Source organism: Stutzerimonas sp. CXK-1 (assembly GCF_057738225.1).
This window is the reverse complement of the sequence record NZ_CM173217.1, coordinates 3,188,780-3,214,557: the sequence shown is the minus strand read 5'-3', so window position 1 is coordinate 3,214,557 and position 25,778 is coordinate 3,188,780. Positions and strand designations below refer to the sequence as shown.

Below are 25,778 nucleotides of genomic sequence, written 5' to 3'. Positions count from 1 at the left end.
CTAGCAGTCGAAGGCGTTGCGGATCCAGTTTAGCGAGGCATGACTGCCTTCCGGGCCTATGGCGACCACATCGAAGCGACAAGGGTGCGCTGCCCAGCGCGGCTCTTGGAGAAGGAAGTGCTGTGCCGCACGGACCAGCTTCTGTCGCTTTCTCGCGTCTACGCTTTCGATCGCGCCGCCCCAGGCGGTATGTCGTCTATAGCGAACTTCGACGAATACTACTGTATCGCCCTCAAGCATGACCAGATCGAGCTCGCCGCTGCGGCACAGCCAGTTCTGTGCCAGCAGCCGCAGGCCCTTGCCACGCAGATGGTGGCAGGCTAGTGCCTCCGCGGAGCGTCCGCTGCTCCGGCGGTCAATCATGGTCGGGCCGTCTCCGGCAGGCGCTCGACCTGTCCGTCACGGAAGCGCGCCCAGGGGAGCGCGCGCTCGATGCGTTGCTGATCACCGAGTGAAAGATAGCCGGACAAACCATCAAGGCGAGTGTCTGGAATCGCTACCAGCTGCCCCAGGCGCGGAGCCAGGAGATAGGCGTCTGCGCCCATCGCGTAGAGCCGGCCAAGGCTACCTGCGGCCTGCGGCCACTGTTGTTCGACTTGCTGGCGCAATGGCTGCTCGGGCTCCAGGAGCCACGGGGTCTCGGCAAACTGAATGCCCTCTAGGTCGAGATACTGGGTGCGATTGAGGGTTGCCGAGTGGACGTGCGAGGTCGCATAGACGGGCAGATCCCCCGCGTACTGGAATATCAGCGTGGGGCGGACCTGCTGTGCTTGCTGAGGCGTTGCGGCCAGGAATATGAAGTCGACGTCCTGGCGACGGGAGGGTTCGGCGGCGACGGCCTGGTTGGTACTGTTTTGCAGGCGCTGAGCGCGTGACTCGCTGGCCCGAAGCTGTAGCAGGTCGGCGATCTGATTGGCGAGCTGGACCGGTTCGGCCAGCGGCTCCGCGGCTACGGTCGTGCCGCCGAGCGATTGCCAGCGCTTGTTGAATGCGTTCAGTACGCGTGCCCCCCACTCCCCGCGAGGCGCTAGTGCGATGGCGCGACGATGGCCGTCGGCCCAGGCGCGATCGGCCGCTTCCCGTGCTTCGTCTTCGGCTGCAAGGCCAAACTGGAAAAGCTGAGGGGGCATTTGCTGATCGGCTTCGCTGTAGTTCAGGGCGAGGGTGGTGATTGGCAGGCTGCTGCGGCTTGCCAGTTGACGGACCAGATCCTTTTCCAGCGGGCCGATCACCAGTTGTGTGCCCTTGGCCAGGGCCTGCTGGTAAAAGCTGTCGAGTGACGGTTGCGCTGTACTGTCGTAGAGGTCGATTTTCAGCTCGGGCTGGCCGGCCTGGCGGGCTTGCAGATGAGCGGCAAGAAAGCCGTCGCGCAGTGCCTGGGATACGTTGGTCAGCGGCCCCTGCATCGGTAGCAGCAAGGCGATGCGGGTTAGGGGCTGGTCGGCCAGTTCAAGCAGCTTCACTAGTGAAGTGGGTAGCTGTTTGGCGGCGGGGTGCTGTGGATGGGTGGCGATCCAGTCGTCGATCGCTCGCTGCTGCTGGCTGATCATGCCGGCTTGCTTCACTGCGGCGGCCAATGACAACCAGCCGGCCAGATCCTGGTCGGCTTCGGTGGCTTGGCGCAGCTCGTCCTGTGGAATTTCCGCCACGAGGGTCCAGATGTGTTCGTGGTTTTCCTGGCCGGCCGTGCCGCTGAGCAACGGGGCGATGAATACGCGCTCGCGAGCGGCGGCCAAGAGCTGCCCTTGTCCTTCAAGGGCCTGGGCGCGGGCGGTCTGGCTGCGCACCTGCTGTTCCACCGGCAATTCGCCGAGGCGAGCGAAGGCCGGGTGGTTGAGGGCCTGCAATGCTTTGTCCGAGTTGCCGGCCGCCAACTCGACCTCGGCCAGCAGGGTGCTGGCGAACATTTGTTGTGCCGGCGTCAGTGAGTCGATTGGGATCAGCTGCAAGATGCTCCGCGCTTGCGCGAAATTGCCTTGCTTGAGGCTCTGGTCTGCCGCGGCCAGTCGCAGAGCGGCAGCCTGTTCCGCGTCGCTCTGCTTGGCCTGCTCGAGCAGTTGCTGTGTAGTGGCCTGTGGTGTGCGCGGCAGTTCGCCCAATGCAGGTGCGCGCGACCCGGCGCACGCGGCGACAAGGATCGCCAGGCTGATGATTAGGATTGAGCGAAGACAGGCCAGCATTTGGTCGTTCCTGAGGCAGTGGCAAGGTCAGTCGAAATCGTTTGGGCAGGCGATGCGCCGGTCCGATGCGAACGGATGGGGCGTGACTGCGACCGATTGTACCCAAGCACCGGCCTGGCGGCGACGCTGCGGCGGCTGATCGGGCTACAATGCCAGTTTTTGTGATCGAGGTAAGGCTGTGACTGTCAGCGAGACGGCAAATTCCTCAGGTGGGACGCTCTACGTAGTCGCTACGCCGATCGGTAATCTCGAGGACATCAGCGCCCGCGCGCTGCGAATTCTTCGTGAGGTGTCACTGATCGCCGCCGAGGATACCCGCCACTCGGCTCGCCTAATGGCTCACTTCGGTATCGGTACCCCGCTGGCAGCCTGTCACGAGCATAACGAGCGTAGCGAAGAAGGTCGCTTTCTGGGGGTGCTCGGTGATGGCAAGGATGTTGCGCTGATATCCGATGCCGGCACGCCGCTGATTTCCGATCCCGGTTTCCGCTTGGTGCGGGCTGCGCGCGCTGCGGGTTTTCGGGTCGTGCCTGTGCCAGGAGCTTGTGCCTTGATTGCAGCGCTGTCTGCCGCCGGCCTTGCCTCCGATCGCTTTGTGTTCGAGGGCTTTCTGCCTGCCAAAAGTGCCGCTCGACGTGCTCGGCTGCAGCTACTGCAGGAGGAGCCGCGCACGCTCATCCTTTATGAGGCGCCGCACCGGTTGCTCGACTGCCTCAGCGATCTGGCCGAGATTTTCGGTGAGGCGCGCCCGGCTGTGCTGGCGCGCGAGCTGACCAAGACCTATGAGACGCTCAAGGGGCTTGCGCTGGGCGAGCTGCGGGATTGGGTTCAGGCCGACCCCAATCAACAGCGCGGCGAGTGCGTGTTGGTTGTTGGTGGCTGGGAGGCGCCGGAGGGTGACGAGGCAGTCGATGCGCAGACCTTGCGTGTACTCGATCTGTTGCTTGGCGAGCTGCCGGTCAAGCGGGCGGCCGCGCTGGCCGCGGAAATTACAGGCGTGCGCAAGAATCTGCTCTATCAGCTGGCGCTCGAACGCAAATGAACGCAGCGGCGTGCTTGCGATGCCTGGCATCGGCGAGTACCCTGCGCGGCGGAGAGTCGATCGGACAGTCGCTGCTTCGAGCTGCTGCGGTAGCTGGAAGGGGAGGAAAGTCCGGGCTCCATAGGGCGAAGTGCCAGGTAACGCCTGGGAGGCGTGAGCCTACGGAAAGTGCCACAGAAAACAACCGCCTAAGCGCTTCGGCGCCGGTAAGGGTGAAAAGGTGCGGTAAGAGCGCACCGCACGGCTGGCAACAGTCCGTGGCAAGGTAAACCCCACTTGGAGCAAGACCAAATAGGGACCCTTCGGCGTGGCCCGCGCTGGGTCCGGGTAGGTTGCTAGAGGCAGTCAGCGATGGCTGTCGTAGAGGAATGACTGTCCTCGACAGAACCCGGCTTACAGATCGACTCTCCCCCTCTTTCCGCTCTATCCAGTCGCTCAGACATTGCCAAAAGTTCTTGCTCTTAATAAAGCACTTTAAGTTTGACGGCCAAGATGGCTCTCCTGCTCTGCTTAATAGTTTCCTGCGCTCGTCAGTTTTCCGTTGTTTCTTCCTGATCATTCCTAAATTGCCGCTCCGTAAGGCTTTTTCCCGCTAGGCGTGCCTTGACGGTGGGGCAGCCGCATTTCTATAGTGCGCACAAGTGGTAGAAAGTGGGATGAAGTGGGTAGATATGGGCATGGATAGCTAATTCAGGGGAAGCAGCCGTGTTTCGCGGAGCGAATGCCATCAGTCTCGATGCCAAAGGGCGGCTAGCGATGCCCAGCCGGTATCGTGACGAGTTGCTTTCGCGTGGAGAGGGCCAGCTGATCGTCACCATCGATGCCGTCGATCGTTGCCTCTGTATCTATCCCTTGCCCGAGTGGGAGCTGATCGAAGCGAAGCTGCGCGAGCTGCCCTCGCTGCGTGAAGAGACTCGCCGCCTGCAGCGCCTGCTCATTGGCAACGCCGTGGATGTCGAGATGGACGGCAGTGGACGTGTGCTGGTGCCGCCGCGTCTGCGCGAGTACGCGCGGCTGGACAAGCGCGCCATGCTGGTCGGTCAGCTCAACAAATTTCAGCTGTGGAACGAAGACGACTGGAACGCGGTTTCTGACGCGGACCTGGCGGCCATCAAACAACCCGGCGGTCTGCCGGAAGAACTACGTGACCTAATACTGTGAGCCAGATCAGCGACCTGCGACATGTTACCGTGTTGCTCGACGAAGCCGTCGCGGCGCTGGCTGTGCGTCCGGATGGCCGTTATATAGATGGCACCTTCGGGCGCGGCGGGCATAGTCGCCTGCTCTTGCGAATGCTTGGGCCTGATGGCCGTTTGCTAGGGTTCGACAAGGATCCAATGGCAATCGCCACGGGACAAGCACTAGCGGCCGAAGACGGCCGCTTTGTCGTTGTGCAGAGAAGCTTTGCCGAGCTTTCCGACGAGCTGCGTGAACGCGGCTGGATGGGCACGGTCTCGGGCGTCCTGCTTGACCTGGGTGTGTCCTCCCCGCAACTCGATGATCCGGATCGCGGCTTCAGCTTTCTCAGCGACGGCCCGCTCGACATGCGCATGGATCCGACCCGTGGCGTCAGTGCGGCGCAGTGGCTGGCGGACGCGTCCGAAGACGACATCGCGAGGGTCTTCAAAGAATACGGTGAGGAGCGCTTCGCCAAGCGTATGGCGCGGGCAATCGTCCAGCGGCGTGGTGAGGCGCCGTTCACGCGCACCGCAGACCTGGCCAAGGTCGTCACCGATGCCAACCCGGCCTGGGAGAAAGGCAAGAATCCCGCGACGCGCGCCTTTCAGGGGTTGCGCATTTTCATCAACAACGAACTGGGTGATCTGGAGCGCGGCCTCGATGCGGCGCTCGAAGCGCTTGAGGTCGGCGGGCGGCTGGTGGTGATCAGTTTCCACTCCCTCGAAGATCGCATCGTCAAGCAGTTCATGCGCCGACATGCCAAGGGTGAGGCGGACAAGCTGCCGCGCGACCTGCCTATCATTCCGAAGGCCTTCGAGCCTCGCCTGAAGCTGCTCGGCAAACCGCAGTACGCGTCGGACGAAGAGGTGAAGGCCAACCCTCGCTCGCGCAGCGCCATCATGCGAGTCGCGGAGAAGCTGCGATGAGCCGCGCGCGCGCCACCATGCCCCGCGGGGGGCTGCTCATGCTGATCCTGTTCGTCGGCGTTTTGCTCTCAGCGATCGCGGTCGCCTACACGGCCCATTGGAATCGTCAGTTGCTGAACGAGCTGTACGCCGAACTCAGCGTGCGCGACAAGACGCAGGCCGAGTGGGGGCGCTTGATTCTCGAGCAGAGCACCTGGACGGCGCACAGTCGCATCGAGGCGCTGGCGACCGGTCAGCTGAAGATGCATATCCCGGCTGCGGCAGACGTGAGATTGGTGGCGCCATGAGGCTCGACGGCGCGCGCTACCCCTGGCGCTTTCGCTTGGTCCTGGCCCTGCTGGCACTGCTGGTGGGCGCGCTCGCCTGGCGGATCGTCGACCTGCAGGTCATGGATCAGGCGTTCCTGCAGGGGCAGGGCGACGCTCGCAGCGTTCGGCATATTCCGATCCCTGCGCATCGTGGGCTGATCACCGATCGCAACGGTGAGCCTTTGGCCGTCAGCACCCCTGTCACCACGCTGTGGGGCAATCCGAAAGAACTGCAGGCTGCGCGTGCGCGCTGGCCCGAGCTGGCAAAGGCGCTGGGTCAGGATCCGGCCGTATTGACCGCAAGGCTGCAAGAGCAGGCCTCGCGCGAATTTACCTACCTGGTGCGCGGGCTGACGCCTGAGCAGGGGCAGGCAGTGCTGGATCTGAAGATCCCCGGCGTCTACGCGCAGGAGGAATTCCGCCGCTTCTACCCGGCCGGCGAAGTGGCTGCGCACCTGGTGGGCTTCACCGATATCGACGACCGTGGCCGCGAAGGCATGGAGCTGGCGTATGACGAATGGCTCGCCGGCGTACCGGGCAAGCGGCAGGTGCTCAAGGACCGTCGCGGCCGTCTGATCAAGGACGTTCAGGTCGTCAAGAACGCCAAGCCGGGCAAGCCCATGGCCCTGTCGATCGACCTGCGCCTGCAATACCTGGCCCACAGCGAGCTGCGCAACGTGATGCTCGAGCACGGTGCCAAGGCCGCGAGCATGGTCATCATCGATGTGAAGACCGGCGAGATCCTGGCCATGGCCAATCAGCCGACCTACAACCCGAACAACCGACGCAACATGCAACCGGTGGCGATGCGCAACCGGGCGATGATCGACGTGTTCGAGCCCGGCTCGACGGTCAAGCCGTTCTCCATCGCCGCGGCGCTGGGTACCGGCAAGTACAAACCCGAGTCGGTAATCGACACCATGCCCGGCTGGCTGCGTATCGGTCGCTACACCATTCGCGACGTGTCGCGCGGCGGCCTGCTCGACCTTACCGGCATCCTGAAGAAGTCCAGCAACGTCGGCATCAGCAAGATCGCCCTGGATATCGGGCCTGAACCGGTCTATGCGGTCATGCAGCAGGCCGGTTTCGGCCAGGATACCGGCCTCGGCTTTCCCGGCGAGCGCGTCGGCAACCTGCCCAATCACCGCAAATGGCGCGATGCCGAGACGGCTTCGCTGGCCTATGGCTATGGTCTGTCGGTCACGGCCGTGCAGCTGGCTCATGCTTACGCCGTGCTTGGCAACAAGGGTGTGAACGTACCGCTGTCGCTGCTGCGTCTGGATCGGCCGGTCGAGGGCGCTCAGGTGATCAATCCGGAGATTGCCGGGACCGTGTTGAAGATGCTGCAGGCTGTCGTCGAGGAAGAGGGCGGTGGTGGTACCCGGGCCCAGGTGCCGGGTTATCACATCGGCGGCAAGAGCGGCACGGCCAAGAAGATTTCCGGTACCGGTGGCTATACCCAGAGCGCCTACCGCTCGTTCTTCGCGGGTGTCGCGCCGGTCACCGACCCGCGTATCGCCGCCGTGGTGGTGGTCGATGAGCCCAGTACCGGCGGCTACTACGGCGGGTTGGTCGCGGCGCCGGTATTCGGCAAGGTCATGGCCCGGGCGCTGCGTCTGATGAACATCGCTCCTGACAATCTGCCGCCGCCTGCCCCCGTGCAGACGGCGGATGCCGCTCAGAGCAAGGGAGGGCGCGGCTGATGTCCATGTCTCTGAATCATCTGCTGCCGCAGGCGGCTGCCGATGTCGTGGTGCGCGAGCTGACGCTCGACAGCCGCAAGGTGCGCCCCGGTGACCTGTTCTTCGCGTTGCCCGGGCTGCACAGCGATGGGCGCACGCACATCGCCGATGCTATCGACCGTGGCGCGGCAGCCATCGTCTATGAGGCCGAGGGCGCTGAGGTGCAGACCAGTACCGCCGCCGCCTTCGTCCCCGTGCGCCATCTGGCCGAGCAGCTTTCGGCGATCGCCGGCCGTTTCTACGGAGAGCCGAGCCGCAATCTGCGGCTGGTCGGCGTCACGGGTACCAACGGCAAGACCAGCGTGAGCCAGTTGATCGCCCAGGCGCTCGATCGGCTCGGCGAGCGCTGCGGCATCATCGGTACGCTTGGCACGGGTTTTCATGGCGAGCTCGAACTGGGTCGCCACACCACCCCCGATGCCATCGGCGTGCAGGCTGCGCTTGCCGGGCTGAAGCAACGTGAAGCGCGTGCCGTCGCCATGGAGGTTTCCTCCCATGGACTGGACCAGGGGCGCGTCGCAGCACTGGCTTTCGATGTGGCGGTATTCACCAATGTGTCGCGCGACCACCTCGATTATCACGGCAGCATGGACGCCTATGCCGCAGCCAAGGCGCGTCTGTTCGACATGCCTGGGCTGAGCTGCTGCGTCATCAACCTCGACGATGCCTTTGGTCGCCAGCTGGCCGCGCAAGCACGCGAGGCGCGCCTGATCACCTACAGCCTCGAGGACCCGGCGGCGACTTTGTATTGCCCGGATGCGCGCCTGGACGACGAGGGCATCCATGCTCGCCTGGTAACCGCGCAGGGCGAGCGCATCCTGCGTAGCCCGCTGCTCGGGCGCTTCAATCTGAGCAACGTGCTGGCGGCGGTCGGCGCCTTGCTGGGCATGGACTATCCGCTGGATGAAATTCTCGAGGTGCTGCCGCTCCTGCAGGGCCCTGCTGGCCGTATGCAGCGCCTGGGCGGCGCCGAGCTTCCGCTGGTGGTAGTGGACTACGCACATACGCCGGATGCCCTGGAGAAAGTGCTCGAAGCGCTGCGCCCCCATGCGCACGGGCGTCTGTTGTGCCTGTTTGGCTGCGGCGGCGATCGCGATCGCGGCAAGCGACCGCTCATGGCGGCGGCCGCCGAACGGCTGGCCGATGTCGTATTGGTGACCGATGACAATCCGCGCAACGAAGCGCCGGAACAGATCTTTGCCGACATTCGCCAGGGCTTTTCCGATGCGGCTGCGGTGAGCTTTCAGCATGGTCGTGCCGATGCCATTGCCGCGGTGATTGCGGCCAGCCGGGGCGACGACGTGGTGCTTCTGGCCGGCAAGGGCCATGAGGACTATCAGGAAATCCGTGGCGAGCGGCTGCCGTTCTCCGACCTGGAAGAGGCGCAGAAGGCGCTTGCGCGTTGGAGGGCATCCCATGCTTGAAGCGATGCGTCTCAGTGAGCTGCTCGCGCCCCTGGCGGGTCGCCTGGTCGGCACCGATGTCGCCTTCGACTCGGTCAGCACGGACAGCCGTGCCATTCAGCCCGGCCAGCTGTTCGTCGCCCTGAGCGGCGAGCGCTTCGACGGGCACGCCTACCTGGCCGATGTGGCCGCCAAGGGCGCAGTGGCCGCGCTGGTGCAGCGAGAAATAGAAGGCGCGGGCCTGCCGCAGTTGGTGGTCGCTGACACCCGCCTGGCACTGGGTCAGCTGGGCGCGTTGAACCGCGATCGCTTCAGCGGTCCGGTCGCTGCGGTCACCGGCTCGAGCGGCAAGACCAGCGTGAAGGAAATGCTCGCAAGCATCCTGCGCGCGGCGTTCGGCCATGACGCCGTACTGGCGACCCGGGGCAACCTGAACAACGATCTGGGCGCGCCGCTGACACTGCTGGAGATCGGTGCGCAACACCGCAGTGCCGTAATCGAGCTCGGCGCCTCGCGGGTGGGTGAGATCGCCTATACGGTGGCGCTGGTGCGCCCGCAGGTCAGCATCATTACCAATGCCGGTACTGCTCACGTGGGCGAGTTCGGCGGGGTCGACAAGATCGTCGAAGCCAAGGGCGAGATCCTTGACGGGCTTGGCGAGGGCGGTGTCGCCGTACTCAACCGTGATGACAAGGCCTACCCCGTATGGGCGGCACGAGCAGCCGGGCGGCGCATCCTCGGATTCGGCCTGGAGAGTCCTTTGGCCGACTTCACCGCGGGCCTGATCGGCCATGACGAGCGCGGCTGCCCCAACTTCACCTTGGCCGGGCCGAGTGGCACTGCGCGGATCCAGCTGAACCTGCTGGGTCGTCACAACATCGCCAACGCGCTGGCCGCCGCCGCCGCGGCGCATGCGCTGGGCGTGGCGCTGCCCGCCATCGTCGATGGCCTCCAGACCCTTCAGCCGGTCAAAGGGCGAGGTGTGGCCCAGATGCTCGGCAACGGCGTGCGCCTGATCGACGACAGCTACAACGCCAACCCGGCGTCCATCTGCGCCGCCATCGACGTGCTGAGCGGTTTCGCTGGCCGGCGGCTGCTGGTGCTCGGCGACATGGGCGAGCTCGGTGAATGGGCCGAGGAAGGCCATCGCGAAGTCGGCGCCTACGCGCGCGGCAAGATCGATGCGCTGTACGCGGTCGGTCCGCTGATGGCGCATGCCGTTGCCGCCTTTGGCGTCGGTGCTCGGCATTTCGCCGACCAGGCCAGCCTGATCGAGGCGCTGCGCGCCGAGCAGGGAAGTGCCACCACTTTATTGATCAAGGGTTCGCGCAGCGCGGCGATGGACAGAGTCGTCGTCGCGCTGGGCGGACCGGCCATGGAGAAACATTGATGCTGCTGTTACTCGCCGAGTACCTGCAACGGTTCCACACCGGGTTCGGGGTGTTCCAGTACCTGACCCTGCGCGGGATTCTTGGCGTGCTGACCGCGCTGGTGCTGTCGCTGTGGATGGGCCCCTGGCTGATCCGCACCTTGCAGATCCGCCAGATCGGCCAGGCGGTGCGTACCGACGGGCCGCAATCGCACCTGTCCAAGTCCGGCACGCCGACCATGGGCGGCGCGCTGATTCTCAGCGCCATCGCCATCAGCACCCTGCTGTGGGCCGATCTGGGCAATCGTTATGTCTGGGTGGTCCTGGGCGTGACGCTGCTGTTCGGCGCCATCGGCTGGGTCGATGACTATCGCAAGGTCATCGAGAAGAATTCGCGTGGTCTGCCGAGCCGCTGGAAGTATTTCTGGCAGTCGGTGTTCGGTCTGGGCGCCGCGGTGTTTCTCTATATGACAGCGCAGACGCCGGTCGAAACCACGCTCATCCTGCCGCTGTTGAAGAATATCGAGATCCCGTTGGGCATCGGTTTCGTCGTGCTCAGCTATTTCGTCATCGTCGGCGCGAGCAATGCGGTAAACCTGACCGACGGGCTGGATGGCCTGGCAATCATGCCAACGGTGATGGTCGGCGGCGGTCTGGGCATCTTCTGCTACCTGTCGGGGAACATGAATTTCGCCGACTACCTGCTGATTCCGTACGTCCCCGGTGCCGGCGAGCTGATCGTCTTCTGTGGCGCACTGACGGGCGCGGGACTGGGCTTTCTCTGGTTCAACACCTACCCGGCGCAGGTCTTCATGGGTGACGTCGGCGCCCTCGCGCTGGGCGCCGCGCTGGGCACCATCGCGGTGATCGTTCGCCAGGAAGTGGTGCTGTTCATCATGGGCGGCGTGTTCGTCATGGAAACCCTCTCGGTGATGATCCAGGTGGCGTCGTTCAAGCTGACCGGCAAGCGCGTGTTTCGCATGGCGCCGATCCATCACCACTTCGAACTCAAGGGCTGGCCCGAACCGCGGGTCATCGTGCGCTTCTGGATCATCACGGTGATCCTGGTGCTCGTCGGTCTGGCCACGCTGAAGCTGAGGTGAACGACGTGCTCATCGCATCCGACCAGTTCCGCATCGTTGTCGGCCTCGGCAAGAGCGGCCTCTCCGTGGTTCGCCATCTGGCGCGCCGCGGTCTGCCGTTTGCGGTGGCCGACACGCGCGCCAACCCGCCGGAGCTGGCCACCCTGGCCGCGCAGTATCCGCAGGTCGAGGTGCGTTGCGGCGAGCTGGACGTCGACTTCCTCTGCCGCGCCAGCGAGCTGATCGTCAGCCCCGGGTTGCCGCTCAGCACGCCCGCACTGCAGGCGGCCGCCGCGCGCGGTGTGAAGCTGTCCGGCGACATCGACCTGTTCGCCCGGGAAGCCAAGGCACCGATCGTTGCGATCACCGGCTCGAATGCCAAGAGCACCGTGACCACGCTGGTCGGTGAGATGGCGCTGGCGGCAGGGCGGCGTGTCGCGGTTGGCGGCAACCTGGGTACGCCAGCGCTGGATCTGCTGGACGACAGCGTTGAGCTCTACGTGCTCGAGCTGTCGAGCTTCCAGCTGGAAACCACCGAATGCCTGAACGCCGAGGTGGCGACCTGCCTGAACATCAGCGAAGACCACATGGACCGCTATAGCGGCCTGCCGGCCTATCACCAGGCCAAGCACCGCATCTTCCGTGGCGCGCGTCAGGTCGTCGTCAATCGTGATGACCTGTTGAGCCGCCCGCTGCCCGTCGAGGGCGTCGCGGTCTGGACCTTTGGCCTGGGCCAACCGGATTTTCGTGGCTTCGGTCTGCGCGACGAGGCCGGCGAGCGCTGCCTGGCGTTCCAGTTCGAGACGCTGATGCCCGTGCGGGAGCTGAAGGTCCGTGGTGCGCACAACCAGTCGAACGCACTCGCCGCGCTGGCGCTCGGCCACGCGGTCGGTCTGCCGTTCGAGGCGATGCTCGAGACGCTGCGCCGTTTTGCCGGTCTGCCACATCGCTGCCAGTGGGTCGGTGAACGCGGTGGCGTCGCCTATTACGACGACTCCAAGGCCACCAATGTCGGCGCGGCCTTGGCTGCCATCGAGGGGCTGGGCGCGGATATCCCGGGCCAGTTGGTGTTGATCGCCGGCGGCGATGGCAAGGGCGCCGACTTCGGCCCTCTGCGTGCGCCGATCGGCCGTTATTGTCGGGCGGTGGTGTTGCTCGGCCGCGACGCACCGCGCCTGGCCGAGGCGCTGCAGGGCGCCGTGGCGCTGCTGCCGGTGGCTTCGCTGGACGACGCCGTCAAAGCAGCTGCAGACGTGGCGCAGCCGGGCGATGCCGTGCTGCTGTCGCCGGCCTGCGCGAGCCTGGACATGTTCCGCAACTTCGAAGAACGCGGCCGGTTGTTCGCCGCAGCGGTGGAGGCGCTCGTCTGATGCTCGCCTTCCTGCGCAACGCCTCATCGCCGCTGTTCGGTCGCCGTCTGGTCGACCTGGACTTCCCCATGCTCGCCGGCTGCCTGGCGCTGCTGGGGCTGGGCCTGGTGATGATCACCTCGGCGTCCTCGGAAGTCGCGGCGGTCAATTCGGGCAATGCGCTGTATCACATGGTGCGCCACCTGGTTTACGTGGCCCTCGGCCTGGGAGCCGCGCTGCTGGTCCTGCTGGTGCCGGTCAATACCTGGCAGCGGCTCGACTGGATGCTGCTGCTCGCTGCGTTCGGCCTGTTGATCCTGGTGCTGATTCCCGGGGTCGGCCGCGAGGTGAACGGTTCGATGCGCTGGATTGGCTTTGGTGCCTTCAACGTGCAGCCTTCCGAGCTGGCCAAGGTCTTCGTGGTGATCTACCTGGCCGGTTATCTGGTGCGCCGGCAGGCCGAGGTGCGCGAGAGCATGTGGGGCTTTGCCAAGCCGTTTCTCGTGTTGCTGCCGATGGCCATGCTGCTGCTGCTCGAGCCGGACTTCGGTGCCACCGTCGTCATGATGGGGGCGGCAGTGGCCATGCTGTTCCTCGGTGGCGTCGGCCTTATTCGCTTTAGCTTGCTCGTGGTGTTCGCCGTGGGCGCGGTGTTCATCCTGGTGCAGACCCAGGAGTATCGCCTGCAGCGCCTGATCACCTTCACCGATCCCTGGGCCGATCAGTACGGTGCCGGCTACCAGCTGACGCAGGCGCTGATCGCCTTTGGCCGCGGCGAGTGGTTCGGCGTCGGCCTGGGCAACAGTGTGCAGAAGCAGTTCTATCTGCCCGAAGCGCACACCGACTTCGTCTTCTCGGTGCTGGCCGAGGAGCTCGGTATGGTTGGCGCGCTGGCGACCATCGGCCTGTTCGCCTTTGTTGGCGTACGCGCGCTCTACATCGGCCTGTGGGCCGAGAAGGCCAAGCAGTTCTTCGCCGCTTACGTGGCCTGGGGCATCGCCTTTCTCTGGCTGGGGCAGTTCCTCATCAATATCGGTGTGAATGTCGGCCTGCTGCCGACCAAGGGCCTGACGCTGCCGTTTCTCAGCTATGGCGGCAGCTCGTTGATCGTGACCTGCGCGAGCATGGCCCTGCTGCTGCGCATCGAATGGGAAAGCCGCACGGTTCTGGGCAGCGAGGAGGTGGAGTTCAGCGAGTCGGACTTCCATGAGCCTGCACTCGGCAAGGAGGCTGCCCATGGCCGCTAACGTGCTGATCATGGCTGGTGGCACCGGCGGCCACGTGTTCCCTGCGCTGGCCTGTGCCCGCGAGTTTCAGGCGCGCGGTTACAGCGTGCACTGGCTGGGTACGCCGCGCGGCATCGAGAACGAACTGGTGCCCGCCGCCGGCTTGCCGCTGCACCTGATCCAAGTCAGCGGCTTGCGCGGCAAGAGCCTGACGGCCCTGCTCAAGGCGCCGCTGCAGCTGGTCCGCTCGCTGCTGCAGGCGCGGCGGATCATCCGCGAACTGAAGCCCGTCTGCGTGCTGGGCCTGGGTGGCTACGTCACCGGCCCGGGCGGCCTGGCCGCACGCCTGGCTGGCGTGCCGCTGATCATCCACGAGCAGAATGCCGTCGCCGGAACGGCCAACCGCAGTCTCGTGCCGCTGGCCCGCCGGGTCTGCGAGGCGTTCCCGGATACGTTCAAGGCCAGCGCCAAGCGCCGTACCACCGGTAACCCGGTGCGCGAAGAGCTGTTCCTCGAGACGCCGCGCGATTCGCTGGTCAACCGCCGGCCGCGTCTGTTGGTCTTGGGCGGCAGCCTTGGCGCCGAGCCGCTGAACAAGCTGCTGCCTCAGGCCCTTGCGCGGGTGCCCGCGCAGTTGCGTCCGGAGGTGTTCCACCAGGCCGGCAAACAGCATGCCGAACTCACCCAGGCACGCTATGCCGAGGCCGCGGTAGAGGCCAGGGTCGCGCCTTTCATCAAGGACATGGCGCAGGCCTATGCCTGGGCCGACCTGGTGATCTGCCGTGCCGGTGCCCTGACCGTCTCCGAACTGGCGGCCGCCGGGCTGCCGTCGTTCCTGGTGCCGCTGCCGCATGCCATCGACGATCACCAGACGCGCAATGCCGATTACCTGGCCAGGGGCGGCGCTGCCGTGCTTCTGCCGCAAGCCAAGACTGACGCTGCCGGCCTTGCCGGGCAGCTAGAAGAGGTACTGATGCACCCGGAAAAACTAAAGGCCATGGGCGTTGCTGCACGTCAGCTGGCGCGGCCGGATGCGACCCGTCGGGTCGTCGACATCTGCCTGGAGGTGGCACATGGCTAAGTCACCTGCTGCGGTGAAAGCCGAGGTCCGGCGCATGCGCCGTATCCGTCGCATCCATTTCGTCGGTATCGGCGGGGTCGGCATGTGCGGAATCGCCGAGGTATTGCTCAACCTGGGTTACGAGGTGTCCGGCTCGGACCTCAAGGTGTCGGCCAGCACCGAGCGTCTGCAGAGCTTCGGTGCGCAGATTTTCATCGGCCATCAGGCCGGTAACGTTGCCGGTGCCGATGTGCTGGTAGTGTCCAGCGCGATCAATGCTTCCAACCCCGAGGTGGCGCTGGCGCTCGAGCAGCGCATTCCGGTAGTGCCGCGCGCCGAGATGCTTGCTGAGCTGATGCGTTATCGCCATGGCATCGCGGTCGCCGGTACCCACGGCAAGACGACCACCACCAGCCTGCTGGCCTCGGTATTTGCCGCAGGTGGGCTGGACCCGACCTTTGTCATCGGTGGCCGGCTCACGGCGGCCGGCACCAACGCGCAGCTGGGCAGCAGTCGCTACCTGATCGCCGAGGCCGACGAGAGCGACGCCAGCTTCCTGCACCTGCAACCGATGGTGGCCGTGGTCACCAATATCGATGCCGACCACATGAGCACCTATGGCGGCGACTTCGGCAAGCTGAAGAAGACCTTTGTCGAGTTCCTCCATAACCTGCCGTTCTACGGTCTGGCGGTGCTCTGTGTAGACGACCCGGTAGTGCGCGAGATCATCCCGCAGATCGGTCGTCCGACCACGACCTACGGCCTGAGCGAGGATGCCGACGTGCGCGCCATCGACATCCGCCAGGAAGGCATGCGCACCCATTTCACCGCCTTGCGCGCCGGCCATGAGCCGCTGCAGGTTTCGGTCAACATGCCGGGTACGCACAACGTGCTCAACGCGCTGGCCACCATCGCCATCGCCAGTGACGAAGGCATCGATGACGAGGCCATCGTGCGCGGGCTGTCGCAGTTCGAAGGGGTTGGCCGCCGCTTCCAGGTCTACGGCGAGCTGCCGATCGACGACGGCAGCGTGATGCTGGTCGACGATTACGGTCACCACCCGCGCGAGGTCGCGGCGGTGATCAAGGCGGTGCGGGGCGGCTGGCCGGAGCGGCGCCTGGTGATGGTCTATCAGCCGCATCGCTTCAGCCGTACGCGCGATCTTTACGACGACTTCGTTCAGGTCCTGGCCGATGCCAATGTCCTGTTGCTGATGGAGGTCTACCCGGCCGGCGAGGAGCCGATACCCGGCGCCGACAGCCGCCAGCTCTGCCACAGCATCCGTCAGCGCGGCCAGCTCGACCCGATCTACGTCGAGCGCGGCGTGGACCTGGCGCCGGTCATCAAGCCGTTGCTGCGTGCCGGCGACATCCTGCTGTGCCAGGGCGCCGGCGATATCGGCGGCGTTGCCCCGCAACTGATGAAAAGTCCCCTGTTCGCTGGCGCCAAGCCGGCCGCGAGGAAGAATCCATGAGCGCCCTGCAATCGACCCGCAACCCGCAGTCCTATGGCCGCGTTGCCGTGCTCTATGGTGGGCGCAGCGCCGAGCGCGAGGTCTCGCTGAAGTCGGGTGCCGCGGTGCTGGCTGCCCTTCGCGAAGCTGGCGTCGACGCGTTCGGCATCGATGTCGACGAGCATTTCCTCGAGCGCCTGAGCCAGGAGCGCGTCGATCGTGCGTTCATCGTGCTGCACGGCCGTGGCGGTGAGGACGGCAGCATGCAGGGGCTGCTCGAGTGCGCCGGCATTCCTTACACCGGCAGCGGCATCCTCGCTTCGGCGCTGGCGATGGACAAGCTGCGCACCAAACAGGTCTGGCAGAGCCTCGGCCTGCCGACGCCACGCCATGCGGTGTTGGCCAGCGAAGAAGACTGCAAGCAGGCTGCCGAAACGCTGGGCTTTCCGCTGATCGTCAAGCCGGCGCACGAGGGCTCCAGCATCGGCATGGCCAAGGTCGGCGGCCTCGCCGAACTGATCGCCGCCTGGCGTAATGCAAGCGCCTACGACGCGCAGGTGCTGGTCGAACAGTGGATCCAGGGCCCGGAGTTCACCATCGCCGTGCTGCGCGGCGAGGTGCTGCCGCCCATCGGCCTGGGTACGCCGCACACCTTTTACGACTACGACGCCAAGTACCTGGCCTCCGATACCCAGTACCGCATCCCTTGCGGGCTCGATGCGGCCAAGGAGGCGGAGCTCAAGCAACTGACCGCACGCGCGTGCGAGGCGGTCGGCGTCAGTGGCTGGGCGCGCGTGGACGTGATGCAGGACGGCCAGGGTGAGTTCTGGCTGTTGGAAGTGAACACCGTACCGGGAATGACCGACCACAGCCTAGTGCCGATGGCGGCACGCGCGGCCGGGCTGGATTTCCAGCAACTGGTGCTGGCCATTCTCGAAGCAAGCTACGAGGCAGGGAACTGAGCATGATCACCACGCTCCGCCACACGCAACCAGGGAGCGGCCGCACCTCGCGCAAGCCGATGCCGCGTGGTGCGAGCCGCCTTGTCGAACCCAAGCCGCTCGCTTCGCGCCTGCCACGGCCGAATCTGAGCGGGCTCAAGCGGGTCATCTGGCCGCTGCTGCTGGTGGGGCTGGCGTTCGGCCTCTACGAGCTTGGTCAGCGTCTGATGCCGTATGCCGACCGGCCGATCGCCAAGGTCAGCGTGCAGGGAGAGCTGAGCTATGTCAGCCGCGCCGCCGTGCAGAAGCGTATCGCCCCGTTCGTCGAGTCGAGCTTCTTCCGGGTTGATCTGGACGGCATGCGCCACGACCTCGAACAGATGCCCTGGATCGCCCACGTCGAGGTGCGTCGCGTTTGGCCCGACCAGGTGCTGATCCGGCTCGAAGAGCAACTGCCGATCGCCCGCTGGGGCGAGGAGGCACTGCTGAACAACAACGGCCAGGCCTTCGCGCCGAATAACCTCAGCAATTATGAACACTTGCCGCAATTGCATGGTCCGAAGCGGGCTCAGCAGCGGGTGATGCAGCAGTACCAGATGCTCAGCCAGATGCTCCGGCCGCTCGGTTTCTCGATCGCCAGCCTGGAGCTGCGCGACCGGGGCAGCTGGTTCCTGACCACCAGCCAGGGCATCGAGTTGCTGCTGGGGCGTGATCATGTTGTGGAAAAGATGCGCCGCTTCAGTGCGATTTACCAAAAGGCACTGCAGGCGCAGGGCGAGAACATTGCAAGGATCGATCTGCGTTACGCCAACGGCCTGGCCGTGGCGTGGCGAGAGCCGCTCCCGACCGCGACGGAAACGACCGTCGCCGTGAAGAATTGAGGAACCAGAGAACATGGCTAGCGTGCAAAGCGGCAAGATGATCGTCGGCCTGGATATCGGCACTTCCAAAGTGGTGGCGCTGGTAGGCGAGGTAACGGCGGACGGCGAACTGGAAATCGTCGGCATCGGTACGCACCCCTCCCGTGGATTGAAGAAGGGCGTGGTGGTCAACATCGAATCGACCGTGCAGTCGATCCAGCGCGCCATCGAAGAGGCGCAGCTGATGGCCGGCTGCCGCATCCATTCGGCGTTCGTCGGCCTGGCCGGCAACCACATCCGCAGCTTGAACTCCCACGGCATCGTGGCGATTCGTGATCGCGAAGTCAGCACCGCCGACCTGGAGCGCGTTCTCGACGCTGCACAGGCCGTGGCGATTCCAGCTGACCAGCGCGTGCTGCATACGCTGCCGCAGGACTACGTGATCGATAACCAGGAAGGCGTGCGCGAGCCGCTGGGCATGTCCGGGGTGCGCCTCGAGGCCAAGGTCCATGTGGTCACCTGCGCGGTCAACGCTGCGCAGAATGTCGAGAAGTGCGTACGCCGCTGTGGCCTGGAAGTCGACGACATCATTCTCGAGCAGCTGGCCTCGGCGCATGCCGTGCTGACCGACGACGAGAAGGAGCTGGGCGTTTGCCTGGTGGACATCGGCGGCGGTACCACCGACATCTGCATCTTCACCGAGGGATCGATCCGTCACACCGCGGTGATCCCGATCGCCGGCGACCAGGTCACCAACGACATCGCCATGGCGCTGCGTACACCGACCCAGTACGCCGAGGAAATCAAGATTCGCTATGCCTGTGCGCTGGCCAAGCTGGCCGGCGCTGGCGAAACCATCAAGGTTCCAAGCGTCGGTGATCGGCCGCCGCGCGAGCTGTCTCGCCAGGCCCTGGCCGAGGTGGTCGAGCCCCGCTACGACGAGCTGTTCACCCTGATCCAGGCCGAGCTTCGCCGCAGCGGCTACGAGGACCTGGTGCCGGCTGGCATCGTGCTGACCGGCGGTACCGCGAAAATGGAAGGAGCAGTCGACCTGGCCGAGGAGATCTTCCACATGCCGGTGCGCCTGGGCGTGCCGCATACGGTGAAAGGGCTGAGCGACGTGGTCCGCAACCCGATCTATTCGACCGGCGTCGGGCTGTTGCTGTACGGGCTGCAGAAGCAGGCCGACGGCGTGATCGTGCCGGGCGGCAGCAGCAGCTACGCCGACGAAAACAAAACATCTGTTCTGGACCGGCTCAAGAGCTGGATCCAGGGCAATTTCTGAGCAACGCGCAGTAAATCAAAACTAGAAAGCTGGAAGGAGAGAGGGAAATGTTCGAATTGGTAGACCATACCCCACAGAGCGCAGTCATCAAGGTCATCGGCGTTGGTGGCGGCGGCGGCAATGCCGTCAATCACATGGTGCGCAACAACGTCGAAGGCGTGGAGTTCATCTGTGCCAATACCGACGCGCAAGCGCTGAAGAAAATCGAGGCCCGTACCGTGCTGCAGCTCGGCTCGGCCATCACCAAGGGCCTGGGCGCCGGGACCAACCCGGAGATCGGCCGTCAGGCTGCAATGGAGGACCGTGAGCGTATCGCCGAAGTGCTGCAGGGCGCCGATATGGTGTTCATCACCACCGGCATGGGCGGCGGCACCGGAACCGGTGCGGCGCCGATCATCGCCTCGGTCGCCAAGGAAATGGGCATCCTGACCGTCGCCGTGGTCACCCGTCCGTTCCCCTTCGAGGGGCGTCGCCGCATGCAAGTGGCCGACGAGGGCATCCGTGCGCTGTCCGAATGCGTCGACTCGCTGATCACCATTCCCAACGAGAAGCTGCTGACCATCCTCGGCAAGGACGCGAGCCTGCTGTCCGCCTTCGCCAAGGCTGACGACGTGCTCTCCGGCGCCGTTCGCGGCATCTCCGACATCATGCAGCGTCCGGGCCTGATGAACGTCGACTTCGCCGACGTCAAGACCGTCATGGGCGAGATGGGCATGGCGATGATGGGTACCGGCAGCGCCACCGGCCCGAACCGTGCGCGCGAGGCCACCGAGGCGGCAATCCGCAATCCGCTGCTCGAGGACGTCAACCTGCAGGGTGCACGTGGCATTCTGGTCAACATTACCGCCGGTCTGGACCTGTCGCTCGGCGAGTACGCGGCGGTCGGCGAGATCATCGAGGCGTTCGCCTCCGACGAAGCCACCGTCAAGGTCGGCGCGGTGATCGATCCGGATATGCGTGACGAGCTGCATGTGACGGTGGTTGCTACCGGCCTCGGTTCGCGCCACGACAAGCCGGTCAAGGTGGTGGATAACACCGTGCAGAGCGTTTCCGCCCCGGCTGCGGCGCCCGCGCCGCGTCAGCAGGAGCAGGCCGCGGTCAACTACCGTGATCTGGAGCGCCCGACCGTCATGCGCAACCAGGCCCATGCGGCTGCGACCGCCGCCAAGCTGAACCCGCAGGAGGACCTGGATTACCTGGACATTCCGGCCTTCCTGCGTCGCCAGGCTGATTGATTTAGGTTATTGGCGCTATGTGTGTGATTAGTATTCAGCAAAGGTGGCATCTGCTATTATCGCCGCCACTTGTTGAAAATTATTCGCAACTAGTGCTAGCGAAGCGAAGGCCATGATCAGACAACGCACCCTCAAGAACACCATCCGCGCCACGGGCGTGGGCCTGCATTCGGGCGAGAAGGTCTATCTCACCCTGAAGCCGGCGCCTGTGGATACCGGAATCGTGTTCTGCCGTACCGACCTCACTCCGCCCGTCGAGATACCGGCGCGGGCAGAGAATGTCGGCGAAACCACCATGTCCACGACGCTGGTCAATGGCGACGTCAAGGTCGACACCGTGGAGCATCTGCTATCGGCGATGGCCGGGCTGGGAATCGACAATGCCTATGTCGAGCTCTCCGCTTCGGAAGTGCCGATCATGGACGGGAGCGCAGGGCCTTTCGTATTCCTGATTCAATCCGCCGGCCTGCAGGAGCAGGACGCCCCGAAGAAGTTCATCCGCATCAAGCGAGAAGTGTCCGTCGAGGAGGGCGACAAGCGCGCGACCTTCCTGCCGTTCGACGGCTTCAAGGTGAGCTTCGAGATCGATTTCGACCATCCGGTGTTCAAGGGACGCACCCAGACCGCCAGCGTGGATTTCTCCAGCACTTCCTTCGTCAAGGAAGTGAGCCGTGCGCGGACCTTCGGGTTCATGCGCGACATCGAGTTCCTGCGCTCGCACAACCTGGCTCTGGGCGGCAGTGTCGAGAATGCCATCGTGGTGGACGAAAACCGTGTGCTGAACGAAGACGGCCTGCGTTACGAGGACGAGTTCGTCAAACACAAGATTCTCGATGCCATCGGTGATCTTTATCTGCTGGGCACCAGCCTGATCGGCGAATTCCGCGGCTATAAATCCGGCCACGCGCTGAACAACCGTCTGCTACGCACCCTGATGGCCCAGAAGGATGCGTGGGAGTTGGTTACGTTCGAGGATGCACAGACCGCACCGATCTCCTACATGCGGCCGGCAGCAGCCGGTTAAGCAACACCTCTCTTCCTAGTTTTTCAAGCCACCTTCGGGTGGCTTTTTTTTTTACCCTGGGCTAGCGCTTGGAGGGCGAGCGGGGTGGGTCACGCTCCGCATCGTGCGAAGCGTGAGGCTGCGATCAGTTCATGCCGTCGAGCAGGCCCGCGAGGTCGTCGGCATGCTCTTCTTCCTGCGCGAGGATGTCTTCGAAGATGCGCCGTGTGGTCGGGTCCTTGTCGCCCAGGTACTGCACGATCTCGCGATAGCTGTCGATCGCAATGCGCTCGGCAACGAGGTTTTCGAAGACCATGTCGCGCAGGCCGTTACCCTCGGCATATTGCGCATGTGCGCGCTCGCTCAGCCCGTCCGGGTTGAAGTCCGGTTCACCGCCCAACTGGACGATCCGTTCGGCAAGGCGGTCGGCGTGTTCCTGTTCCTCATTGGCATGCTCGAGGAATTCATCGGCGGCTGCGCTCGATTTGAGGCCGGTCGCCATGTAGTAGTGGCGCTTGTAGCGCAGGTAGCAAACCAGTTCCGTTGCCAGTGCTTCGTTGAGCAGGCGAATCACCACATCGCGGTCGGCGGAGTAGGTTTCGGTGACTGCACCGTTCTCCACATGCTGGCGCGCACGTTCGCGCAGGGTTTGCTTGTCGCTCAGTTGTACGTAGCTCATCAGGCTCTCCTTGAGTTATGCGGGCTGTGCTCAGCGATCGAAGCCCGCTAGTTCTGATTGGCTCCCGGGCGGAAAGTTTTGCCCACCGCCTGCTCCGGTTCCGGTTCGGCCGGGTCGCCCACCGGAACCGGTTCACCAGGGTCGTCGCGCTTGGGCGCTGGCGGCTCGGGCAGGTCTGGGCGATTCATCGACTCAGCGCCTCGATCAGCTCGTCCTTGCGCATCTTCGAGCGGCCCCGAATGTCCTTTTCCTGTGCCTTCTTCATCAGCTCATCGCGCGTCATGTCGGTCAGAGAGGTGCTGCCCGATCCCGAATTGCGGCGTGCCGAGCCCTTGTTCGGTGACTCGCCCTTGCGCGACTTGGCTGCGCGGTCGGCCGAGTCCTTGCGATCGGCGCGCTTGGCGGTCTCGCTTTTCTTGCGGCCCGAGCCGCCGGCGCGTTCGCCACCGCCGGATTGTTTGTTCACCGTGGCCCAGGCGCGAGCTTCAGCCTCGCTCTCCGAGACGCCGCGATCCTCGTAGCTTTGCTCGATGTGTTCGGCTTTGCGCTGTTGCTTGTCGGTGTACTTGGACTTGTCACCGCGTGGCATGGGGTCACCTCCCGCCTGCTGGTCTGCCGGCCCCGCCTCAAGGGTGCGAATGCGGCGGGTCTTCGCTGTTACGACTGCGGCGGTCGCGACTTCGTTCGGCAGTGGCCGAGCGCGCCGCACGGCGATGTCTGGCGGCACGCCGGGCCGCGTGGCGCTCGAGAATCGGCATGGTACGGAACACGGCGAGCGCCAGCAGCGAGCTGAGCACGGCGGTGGCTTCGTGCCCCATGCCTGCCGCAACGCCAATGGCCGCGGTGAGCCAGATGCCGGCGGCAGTGGTGAGGCCTTTGACGTCCTCGACCGAGCTGCCCTTGAGGATGGTGCCCGCGCCGAGAAAGCCGATGCCGGTGACGATGCCCTGCATGACGCGCGAGACATCCTCCTTGGGGACGCCGGCTTGCAGCGGGACGAGTACGAATAGCGCGGCACCGAGGGCCACCAGCATGTGTGTACGCAGCCCGGCGGCCTTGCGCTTGAGTTCGCGCTCGTAACCGAGCAAACCGCCGAGCGCGGCGGCGACCAGCAGCCGGGTGCTGACCCGTGCGACTTCCCTGAGGTCAGGAAGGTCGGAGAATTCGGCAGAGACGGTGCCGAGAAGGGTATGCCAGGCATCCATCGGAGATTCCTCTGGGTGGCTTTCCCTTATGGAGTCGCAGCGGGCTCCGGGCGTTCGCTACGGGCCCACCTCGAAGCGCAGCATGCCGATCATCTGGCCGGCCTCGGTGACGACTCGCACTCGCCATTTGCCTTCGACGTCGGCCGGGAAATTGCGCTTATGGCTCCAGGCGCGGTAGCCAGCCTCCCGCCCACCGCTGATCTCCAGTGCGATGCGATCAACCTGGCGGCCCTCGTGCAGCCATTCATGGTAGATGCGCTCCTTCAGGCCGCGCGGGGCATTGATCGCGGTATAGGCATACAGCCCGCTGGCGCGCAGCTGCGCGCTGCTCAGCTGGCGAATGCTGCGCCCCGGCTCGCGCCGTGCGTCGTCCAGCTGGGTGGTCACGGCGACCTCGGCGAGCCATAGCGTCGCTGGTGGTACCCAGGTGCGTCCGAACCAGCCGGCGCCGGCAACCAGTATCGTGACGCCTGCCAGGGCCAGCAGGTTGCGCCAGCTCCGCCCCGGGAAAAGCTCCAGCAGGCTCGGAAGGGCCAACACCACGGCGACGGCCAGCGCCAGGCGGTAACTCTGCGGTGTACTCAGGTGCAGGATGATCGGCAGGGCGGTCAGGAGCACGGCAAACAGCGTCAGCGCGTGGAAGCCCAGGTACAGCCAACGCCGCGGGGCCAGCCAGCGGTAGTACAGCGGGTCGATCAGCGAAATCAGGGCGGCGACACCAAGCAGCCCGGTGAACACCGCCTGGCCGCTGTTCCAGGTGGTGGTGATGATGTAGAAGGGCACGATGAAGAACAGCGTCTCCTGGTGCACCATCTGCGTCGCGTAGCGCAGCAAGGGGCGCGGCACCGACCAGCCGAAGCGGCGGCGCAGCTGCTGACGCAATGTGTTTTCCAGCACCAGCCAGATCCAGCTGATGAGCATGACCAGAGCAATGACCTTGGCCAGACCTGCCTGGCGCTCGACCAGCAGGAAGCTGGCGACGCCGGAGGCGAAGCCGAATAGCGCGATCAGCCCCGGATAGCGCTGGGCGAGGCGGGTGCCCAGTTCGATCAAGGGCAGCAGGCGGGTCTTGAGGGACATCAGCGGAGACGGCGGTGGTGTGGACGCGGCGCAGTATCCGCTACCGCGCCGGCGAACGACAGCTTCACTCGTGCGTCTTCTGCGGCTCGGGCATGGCCGAGGAATGGTGACTGGTGATCAGCCATTGCTCCTGCTCGGGAAACCACTTGTAGGTGAAGGTGTAGCGCGCCTGCACCTTTTTGCCATCGGCAAAGCGAAAGGTGTACAGGCCGGCATCGAGTGCGGTGTTGCAGTCGATCTGAATCATCCGCGAATCGATGTTGCCGCGTGGCTGGCCCGCCATGAAATGGCGAAAGTAGTCTGCCTTGGCGTCGGCGCTACGGCGCGGGGTATTGGACAGCGTCGGCAGCAGCAGCGAGTCCTGTGCATAGGTGTCGACGACGTTCTGTGGATCGCCGGACTGCAGGGCATCGTTCCAGCGCACGAACAACGCGGCGATGTCCTTATCCGCGACCTTCTGGCAGGTTTCGGTTTCGGCAAGGGTCATGCTCGGGGCGAGCAGGGTGAAGGCGCAGACGAACAAGGGGCGGTTGAACATGGGGGACTCCAGCAGAAGGTGGGCGAGCTCGACGCGGGGCCGAGCCCTCTAGGACCACCATGCAAGCGCTCCATTTCAGTGCGCCGATCAATGGAGGCCGGCGTCCGCCAGCGCCTGGCTGACCTGGCCATAGGCGTGGGCCTGACCCCGATCGAGGCGGACGAGGGGCAACTCGAGCACGTTGAACAGCTGTTCGAGAAACGGATCTTGCGGCGGCTCGAGCATCACGCCGCCTGCCGGTGCGAGGTCGGGGCGCCTCAAGAGGAGGAAGTCCACGCGGCGCTCGGCGATCCGGTTGCGTGCCTGGTACCAGGGCGTCCGTCTCGGTACCACAGTGATCTCGACGAGATCCGCCAGCGGCATGCCGGGCACGACCAGATAGCGCTCGCCAAGCTGGCGCTGCAGCAGCGCCAGCAATTCGCGCTGCGTTTCATCGAGCAGCGTCGGGCGTAGACGGTAGGGAAACTGCAGCGCCGGATGGTTGTACTGGCGTTGCTTGATCCAAAGCACCAGCGCAAAGCAGACAAAGGTGACGACGGTCAGGGCCAGCCAGTTCATACGAGCACTCCGTATTGCGTACTGCAGTGGAGTTCCCGGTGGGCGATAGGTTCGTTATCCCCAATAGCTGTGATT

Annotated in this window: 25 protein-coding genes and 1 other RNA gene; 18 read left to right on the top strand and 8 right to left on the bottom strand. The window is 64.9% G+C overall.

The window, feature by feature from the left end; genetic code table 11:
- Entirely contained in the window at window positions 1-363 is a 363-nt protein-coding gene (locus tag AC0KXH_RS15300; protein WP_312380410.1) for a YraN family protein, read from the bottom strand.
- Window positions 360-2,180: a penicillin-binding protein activator gene (locus AC0KXH_RS15295; protein WP_488223647.1), complete on the bottom strand. Its 1,821-nt coding sequence runs from the start codon at window positions 2,178-2,180 to the stop codon at window positions 360-362. The genes AC0KXH_RS15300 and AC0KXH_RS15295 overlap by 4 nt, the downstream gene beginning before the upstream one ends.
- 178 nt (window positions 2,181-2,358) lie before the next feature.
- On the opposite strand from AC0KXH_RS15295, the gene rsmI reads away from it, so the two are divergent.
- The 18 genes from rsmI to lpxC all read left to right on the top strand — a co-directional run bounded on the left by rsmI (window position 2,359) and on the right by lpxC (window position 21,664).
- On the top strand, window positions 2,359-3,222 hold the full coding sequence (rsmI, locus tag AC0KXH_RS15290) for a 16S rRNA (cytidine(1402)-2'-O)-methyltransferase (protein ID WP_200290971.1): 864 nt from the start codon (window positions 2,359-2,361) through the stop codon (window positions 3,220-3,222).
- A 52-nt stretch (window positions 3,223-3,274) separates the two neighbouring features.
- An RNA gene (gene rnpB / locus AC0KXH_RS15285) (RNase P RNA component class A) lies at window positions 3,275-3,634 on the top strand.
- A gap of 293 nt (window positions 3,635-3,927) precedes the next feature.
- Window positions 3,928-4,383, top strand: coding sequence for a division/cell wall cluster transcriptional repressor MraZ (gene mraZ, locus AC0KXH_RS15280; RefSeq protein ID WP_041104025.1), 456 nt, complete (start codon window positions 3,928-3,930; stop codon window positions 4,381-4,383).
- Window positions 4,380-5,327, top strand: a complete 948-nt coding sequence (rsmH, locus tag AC0KXH_RS15275; protein ID WP_312381861.1) for a 16S rRNA (cytosine(1402)-N(4))-methyltransferase RsmH — start codon at window positions 4,380-4,382, stop codon at window positions 5,325-5,327. Before mraZ ends, rsmH begins: the two co-directional genes overlap by 4 nt.
- Window positions 5,324-5,614, top strand: coding sequence for a cell division protein FtsL (ftsL, locus tag AC0KXH_RS15270; RefSeq protein WP_041104029.1), 291 nt, complete (start codon window positions 5,324-5,326; stop codon window positions 5,612-5,614). The genes rsmH and ftsL overlap by 4 nt, the downstream gene beginning before the upstream one ends.
- A complete protein-coding gene (locus AC0KXH_RS15265; protein WP_041104031.1) occupies window positions 5,611-7,338 on the top strand; it encodes a peptidoglycan D,D-transpeptidase FtsI family protein in 1,728 nt (575 codons plus the stop codon). The genes ftsL and AC0KXH_RS15265 overlap by 4 nt, the downstream gene beginning before the upstream one ends.
- A complete protein-coding gene (locus tag AC0KXH_RS15260; protein ID WP_488223646.1) occupies window positions 7,338-8,801 on the top strand; it encodes a UDP-N-acetylmuramoyl-L-alanyl-D-glutamate--2,6-diaminopimelate ligase in 1,464 nt (487 codons plus the stop codon). Before AC0KXH_RS15265 ends, AC0KXH_RS15260 begins: the two co-directional genes overlap by 1 nt.
- Window positions 8,794-10,170, top strand: coding sequence for a UDP-N-acetylmuramoyl-tripeptide--D-alanyl-D-alanine ligase (locus AC0KXH_RS15255; protein WP_488223645.1), 1,377 nt, complete (start codon window positions 8,794-8,796; stop codon window positions 10,168-10,170). Before AC0KXH_RS15260 ends, AC0KXH_RS15255 begins: the two co-directional genes overlap by 8 nt.
- On the top strand, window positions 10,170-11,252 hold the full coding sequence (mraY, locus tag AC0KXH_RS15250) for a phospho-N-acetylmuramoyl-pentapeptide-transferase (protein WP_041104036.1): 1,083 nt from the start codon (window positions 10,170-10,172) through the stop codon (window positions 11,250-11,252). The genes AC0KXH_RS15255 and mraY overlap by 1 nt, the downstream gene beginning before the upstream one ends.
- 5 nt (window positions 11,253-11,257) lie before the next feature.
- Window positions 11,258-12,601, top strand: coding sequence for a UDP-N-acetylmuramoyl-L-alanine--D-glutamate ligase (gene murD, locus AC0KXH_RS15245; protein WP_488223644.1), 1,344 nt, complete (start codon window positions 11,258-11,260; stop codon window positions 12,599-12,601).
- Window positions 12,601-13,827 carry a putative lipid II flippase FtsW gene (ftsW, locus tag AC0KXH_RS15240; RefSeq protein WP_061337674.1) on the top strand — a complete coding sequence of 409 codons (1,227 nt, stop codon included), beginning with the start codon at window positions 12,601-12,603 and terminating at the stop codon, window positions 13,825-13,827. Before murD ends, ftsW begins: the two co-directional genes overlap by 1 nt.
- Complete coding sequence (murG, locus tag AC0KXH_RS15235) at window positions 13,817-14,887, top strand: undecaprenyldiphospho-muramoylpentapeptide beta-N-acetylglucosaminyltransferase (RefSeq protein ID WP_224110592.1); 1,071 nt, start codon at window positions 13,817-13,819, stop codon at window positions 14,885-14,887. The genes ftsW and murG overlap by 11 nt, the downstream gene beginning before the upstream one ends.
- A complete protein-coding gene (gene murC / locus AC0KXH_RS15230; protein WP_488223643.1) occupies window positions 14,880-16,340 on the top strand; it encodes a UDP-N-acetylmuramate--L-alanine ligase in 1,461 nt (486 codons plus the stop codon). Before murG ends, murC begins: the two co-directional genes overlap by 8 nt.
- The gene (locus AC0KXH_RS15225; RefSeq protein ID WP_312381857.1) at window positions 16,337-17,281 is read left to right on the top strand and encodes a D-alanine--D-alanine ligase; all 945 of its coding nucleotides are present in this window, start codon (window positions 16,337-16,339) and stop codon (window positions 17,279-17,281) included. Before murC ends, AC0KXH_RS15225 begins: the two co-directional genes overlap by 4 nt.
- 2 nt (window positions 17,282-17,283) lie before the next feature.
- A complete protein-coding gene (locus AC0KXH_RS15220; protein ID WP_041104043.1) occupies window positions 17,284-18,141 on the top strand; it encodes a cell division protein FtsQ/DivIB in 858 nt (285 codons plus the stop codon).
- A gap of 13 nt (window positions 18,142-18,154) precedes the next feature.
- A complete protein-coding gene (ftsA, locus tag AC0KXH_RS15215) occupies window positions 18,155-19,405 on the top strand; it encodes a cell division protein FtsA (protein WP_041104045.1) in 1,251 nt (416 codons plus the stop codon).
- 47 nt (window positions 19,406-19,452) lie between these two features.
- Entirely contained in the window at window positions 19,453-20,640 is a 1,188-nt protein-coding gene (ftsZ, locus tag AC0KXH_RS15210) for a cell division protein FtsZ (RefSeq protein ID WP_041104047.1), read from the top strand.
- A gap of 112 nt (window positions 20,641-20,752) precedes the next feature.
- Complete coding sequence (gene lpxC, locus AC0KXH_RS15205; RefSeq protein WP_041104049.1) at window positions 20,753-21,664, top strand: UDP-3-O-acyl-N-acetylglucosamine deacetylase; 912 nt, start codon at window positions 20,753-20,755, stop codon at window positions 21,662-21,664.
- 124 nt (window positions 21,665-21,788) lie between these two features.
- Here the strand turns inward: lpxC and AC0KXH_RS15200 are convergent, their stop codons facing one another.
- From AC0KXH_RS15200 to AC0KXH_RS15175, 6 genes are all read right to left on the bottom strand, one after another.
- Window positions 21,789-22,322, bottom strand: a complete 534-nt coding sequence (locus AC0KXH_RS15200; protein WP_041104051.1) for a ferritin-like domain-containing protein — start codon at window positions 22,320-22,322, stop codon at window positions 21,789-21,791.
- 184 nt (window positions 22,323-22,506) lie between these two features.
- A complete protein-coding gene (locus AC0KXH_RS15195; protein WP_061337530.1) occupies window positions 22,507-22,911 on the bottom strand; it encodes a Rho termination factor N-terminal domain-containing protein in 405 nt (134 codons plus the stop codon).
- Between the two features lie 37 nt (window positions 22,912-22,948).
- The gene (locus AC0KXH_RS15190; RefSeq protein ID WP_083675053.1) at window positions 22,949-23,527 is read right to left on the bottom strand and encodes an MgtC/SapB family protein; all 579 of its coding nucleotides are present in this window, start codon (window positions 23,525-23,527) and stop codon (window positions 22,949-22,951) included.
- A gap of 57 nt (window positions 23,528-23,584) precedes the next feature.
- Window positions 23,585-24,607, bottom strand: a complete 1,023-nt coding sequence (locus tag AC0KXH_RS15185) for a DUF5924 family protein (protein WP_041104055.1) — start codon at window positions 24,605-24,607, stop codon at window positions 23,585-23,587.
- A 64-nt stretch (window positions 24,608-24,671) separates the two neighbouring features.
- Window positions 24,672-25,145 carry an SgcJ/EcaC family oxidoreductase gene (locus AC0KXH_RS15180; protein WP_052813387.1) on the bottom strand — a complete coding sequence of 158 codons (474 nt, stop codon included), beginning with the start codon at window positions 25,143-25,145 and terminating at the stop codon, window positions 24,672-24,674.
- 87 nt (window positions 25,146-25,232) lie between these two features.
- Window positions 25,233-25,703, bottom strand: coding sequence for a DUF2726 domain-containing protein (locus tag AC0KXH_RS15175; protein WP_200629198.1), 471 nt, complete (start codon window positions 25,701-25,703; stop codon window positions 25,233-25,235).
- Window positions 25,704-25,778: the final 75 nt, after the last annotated feature.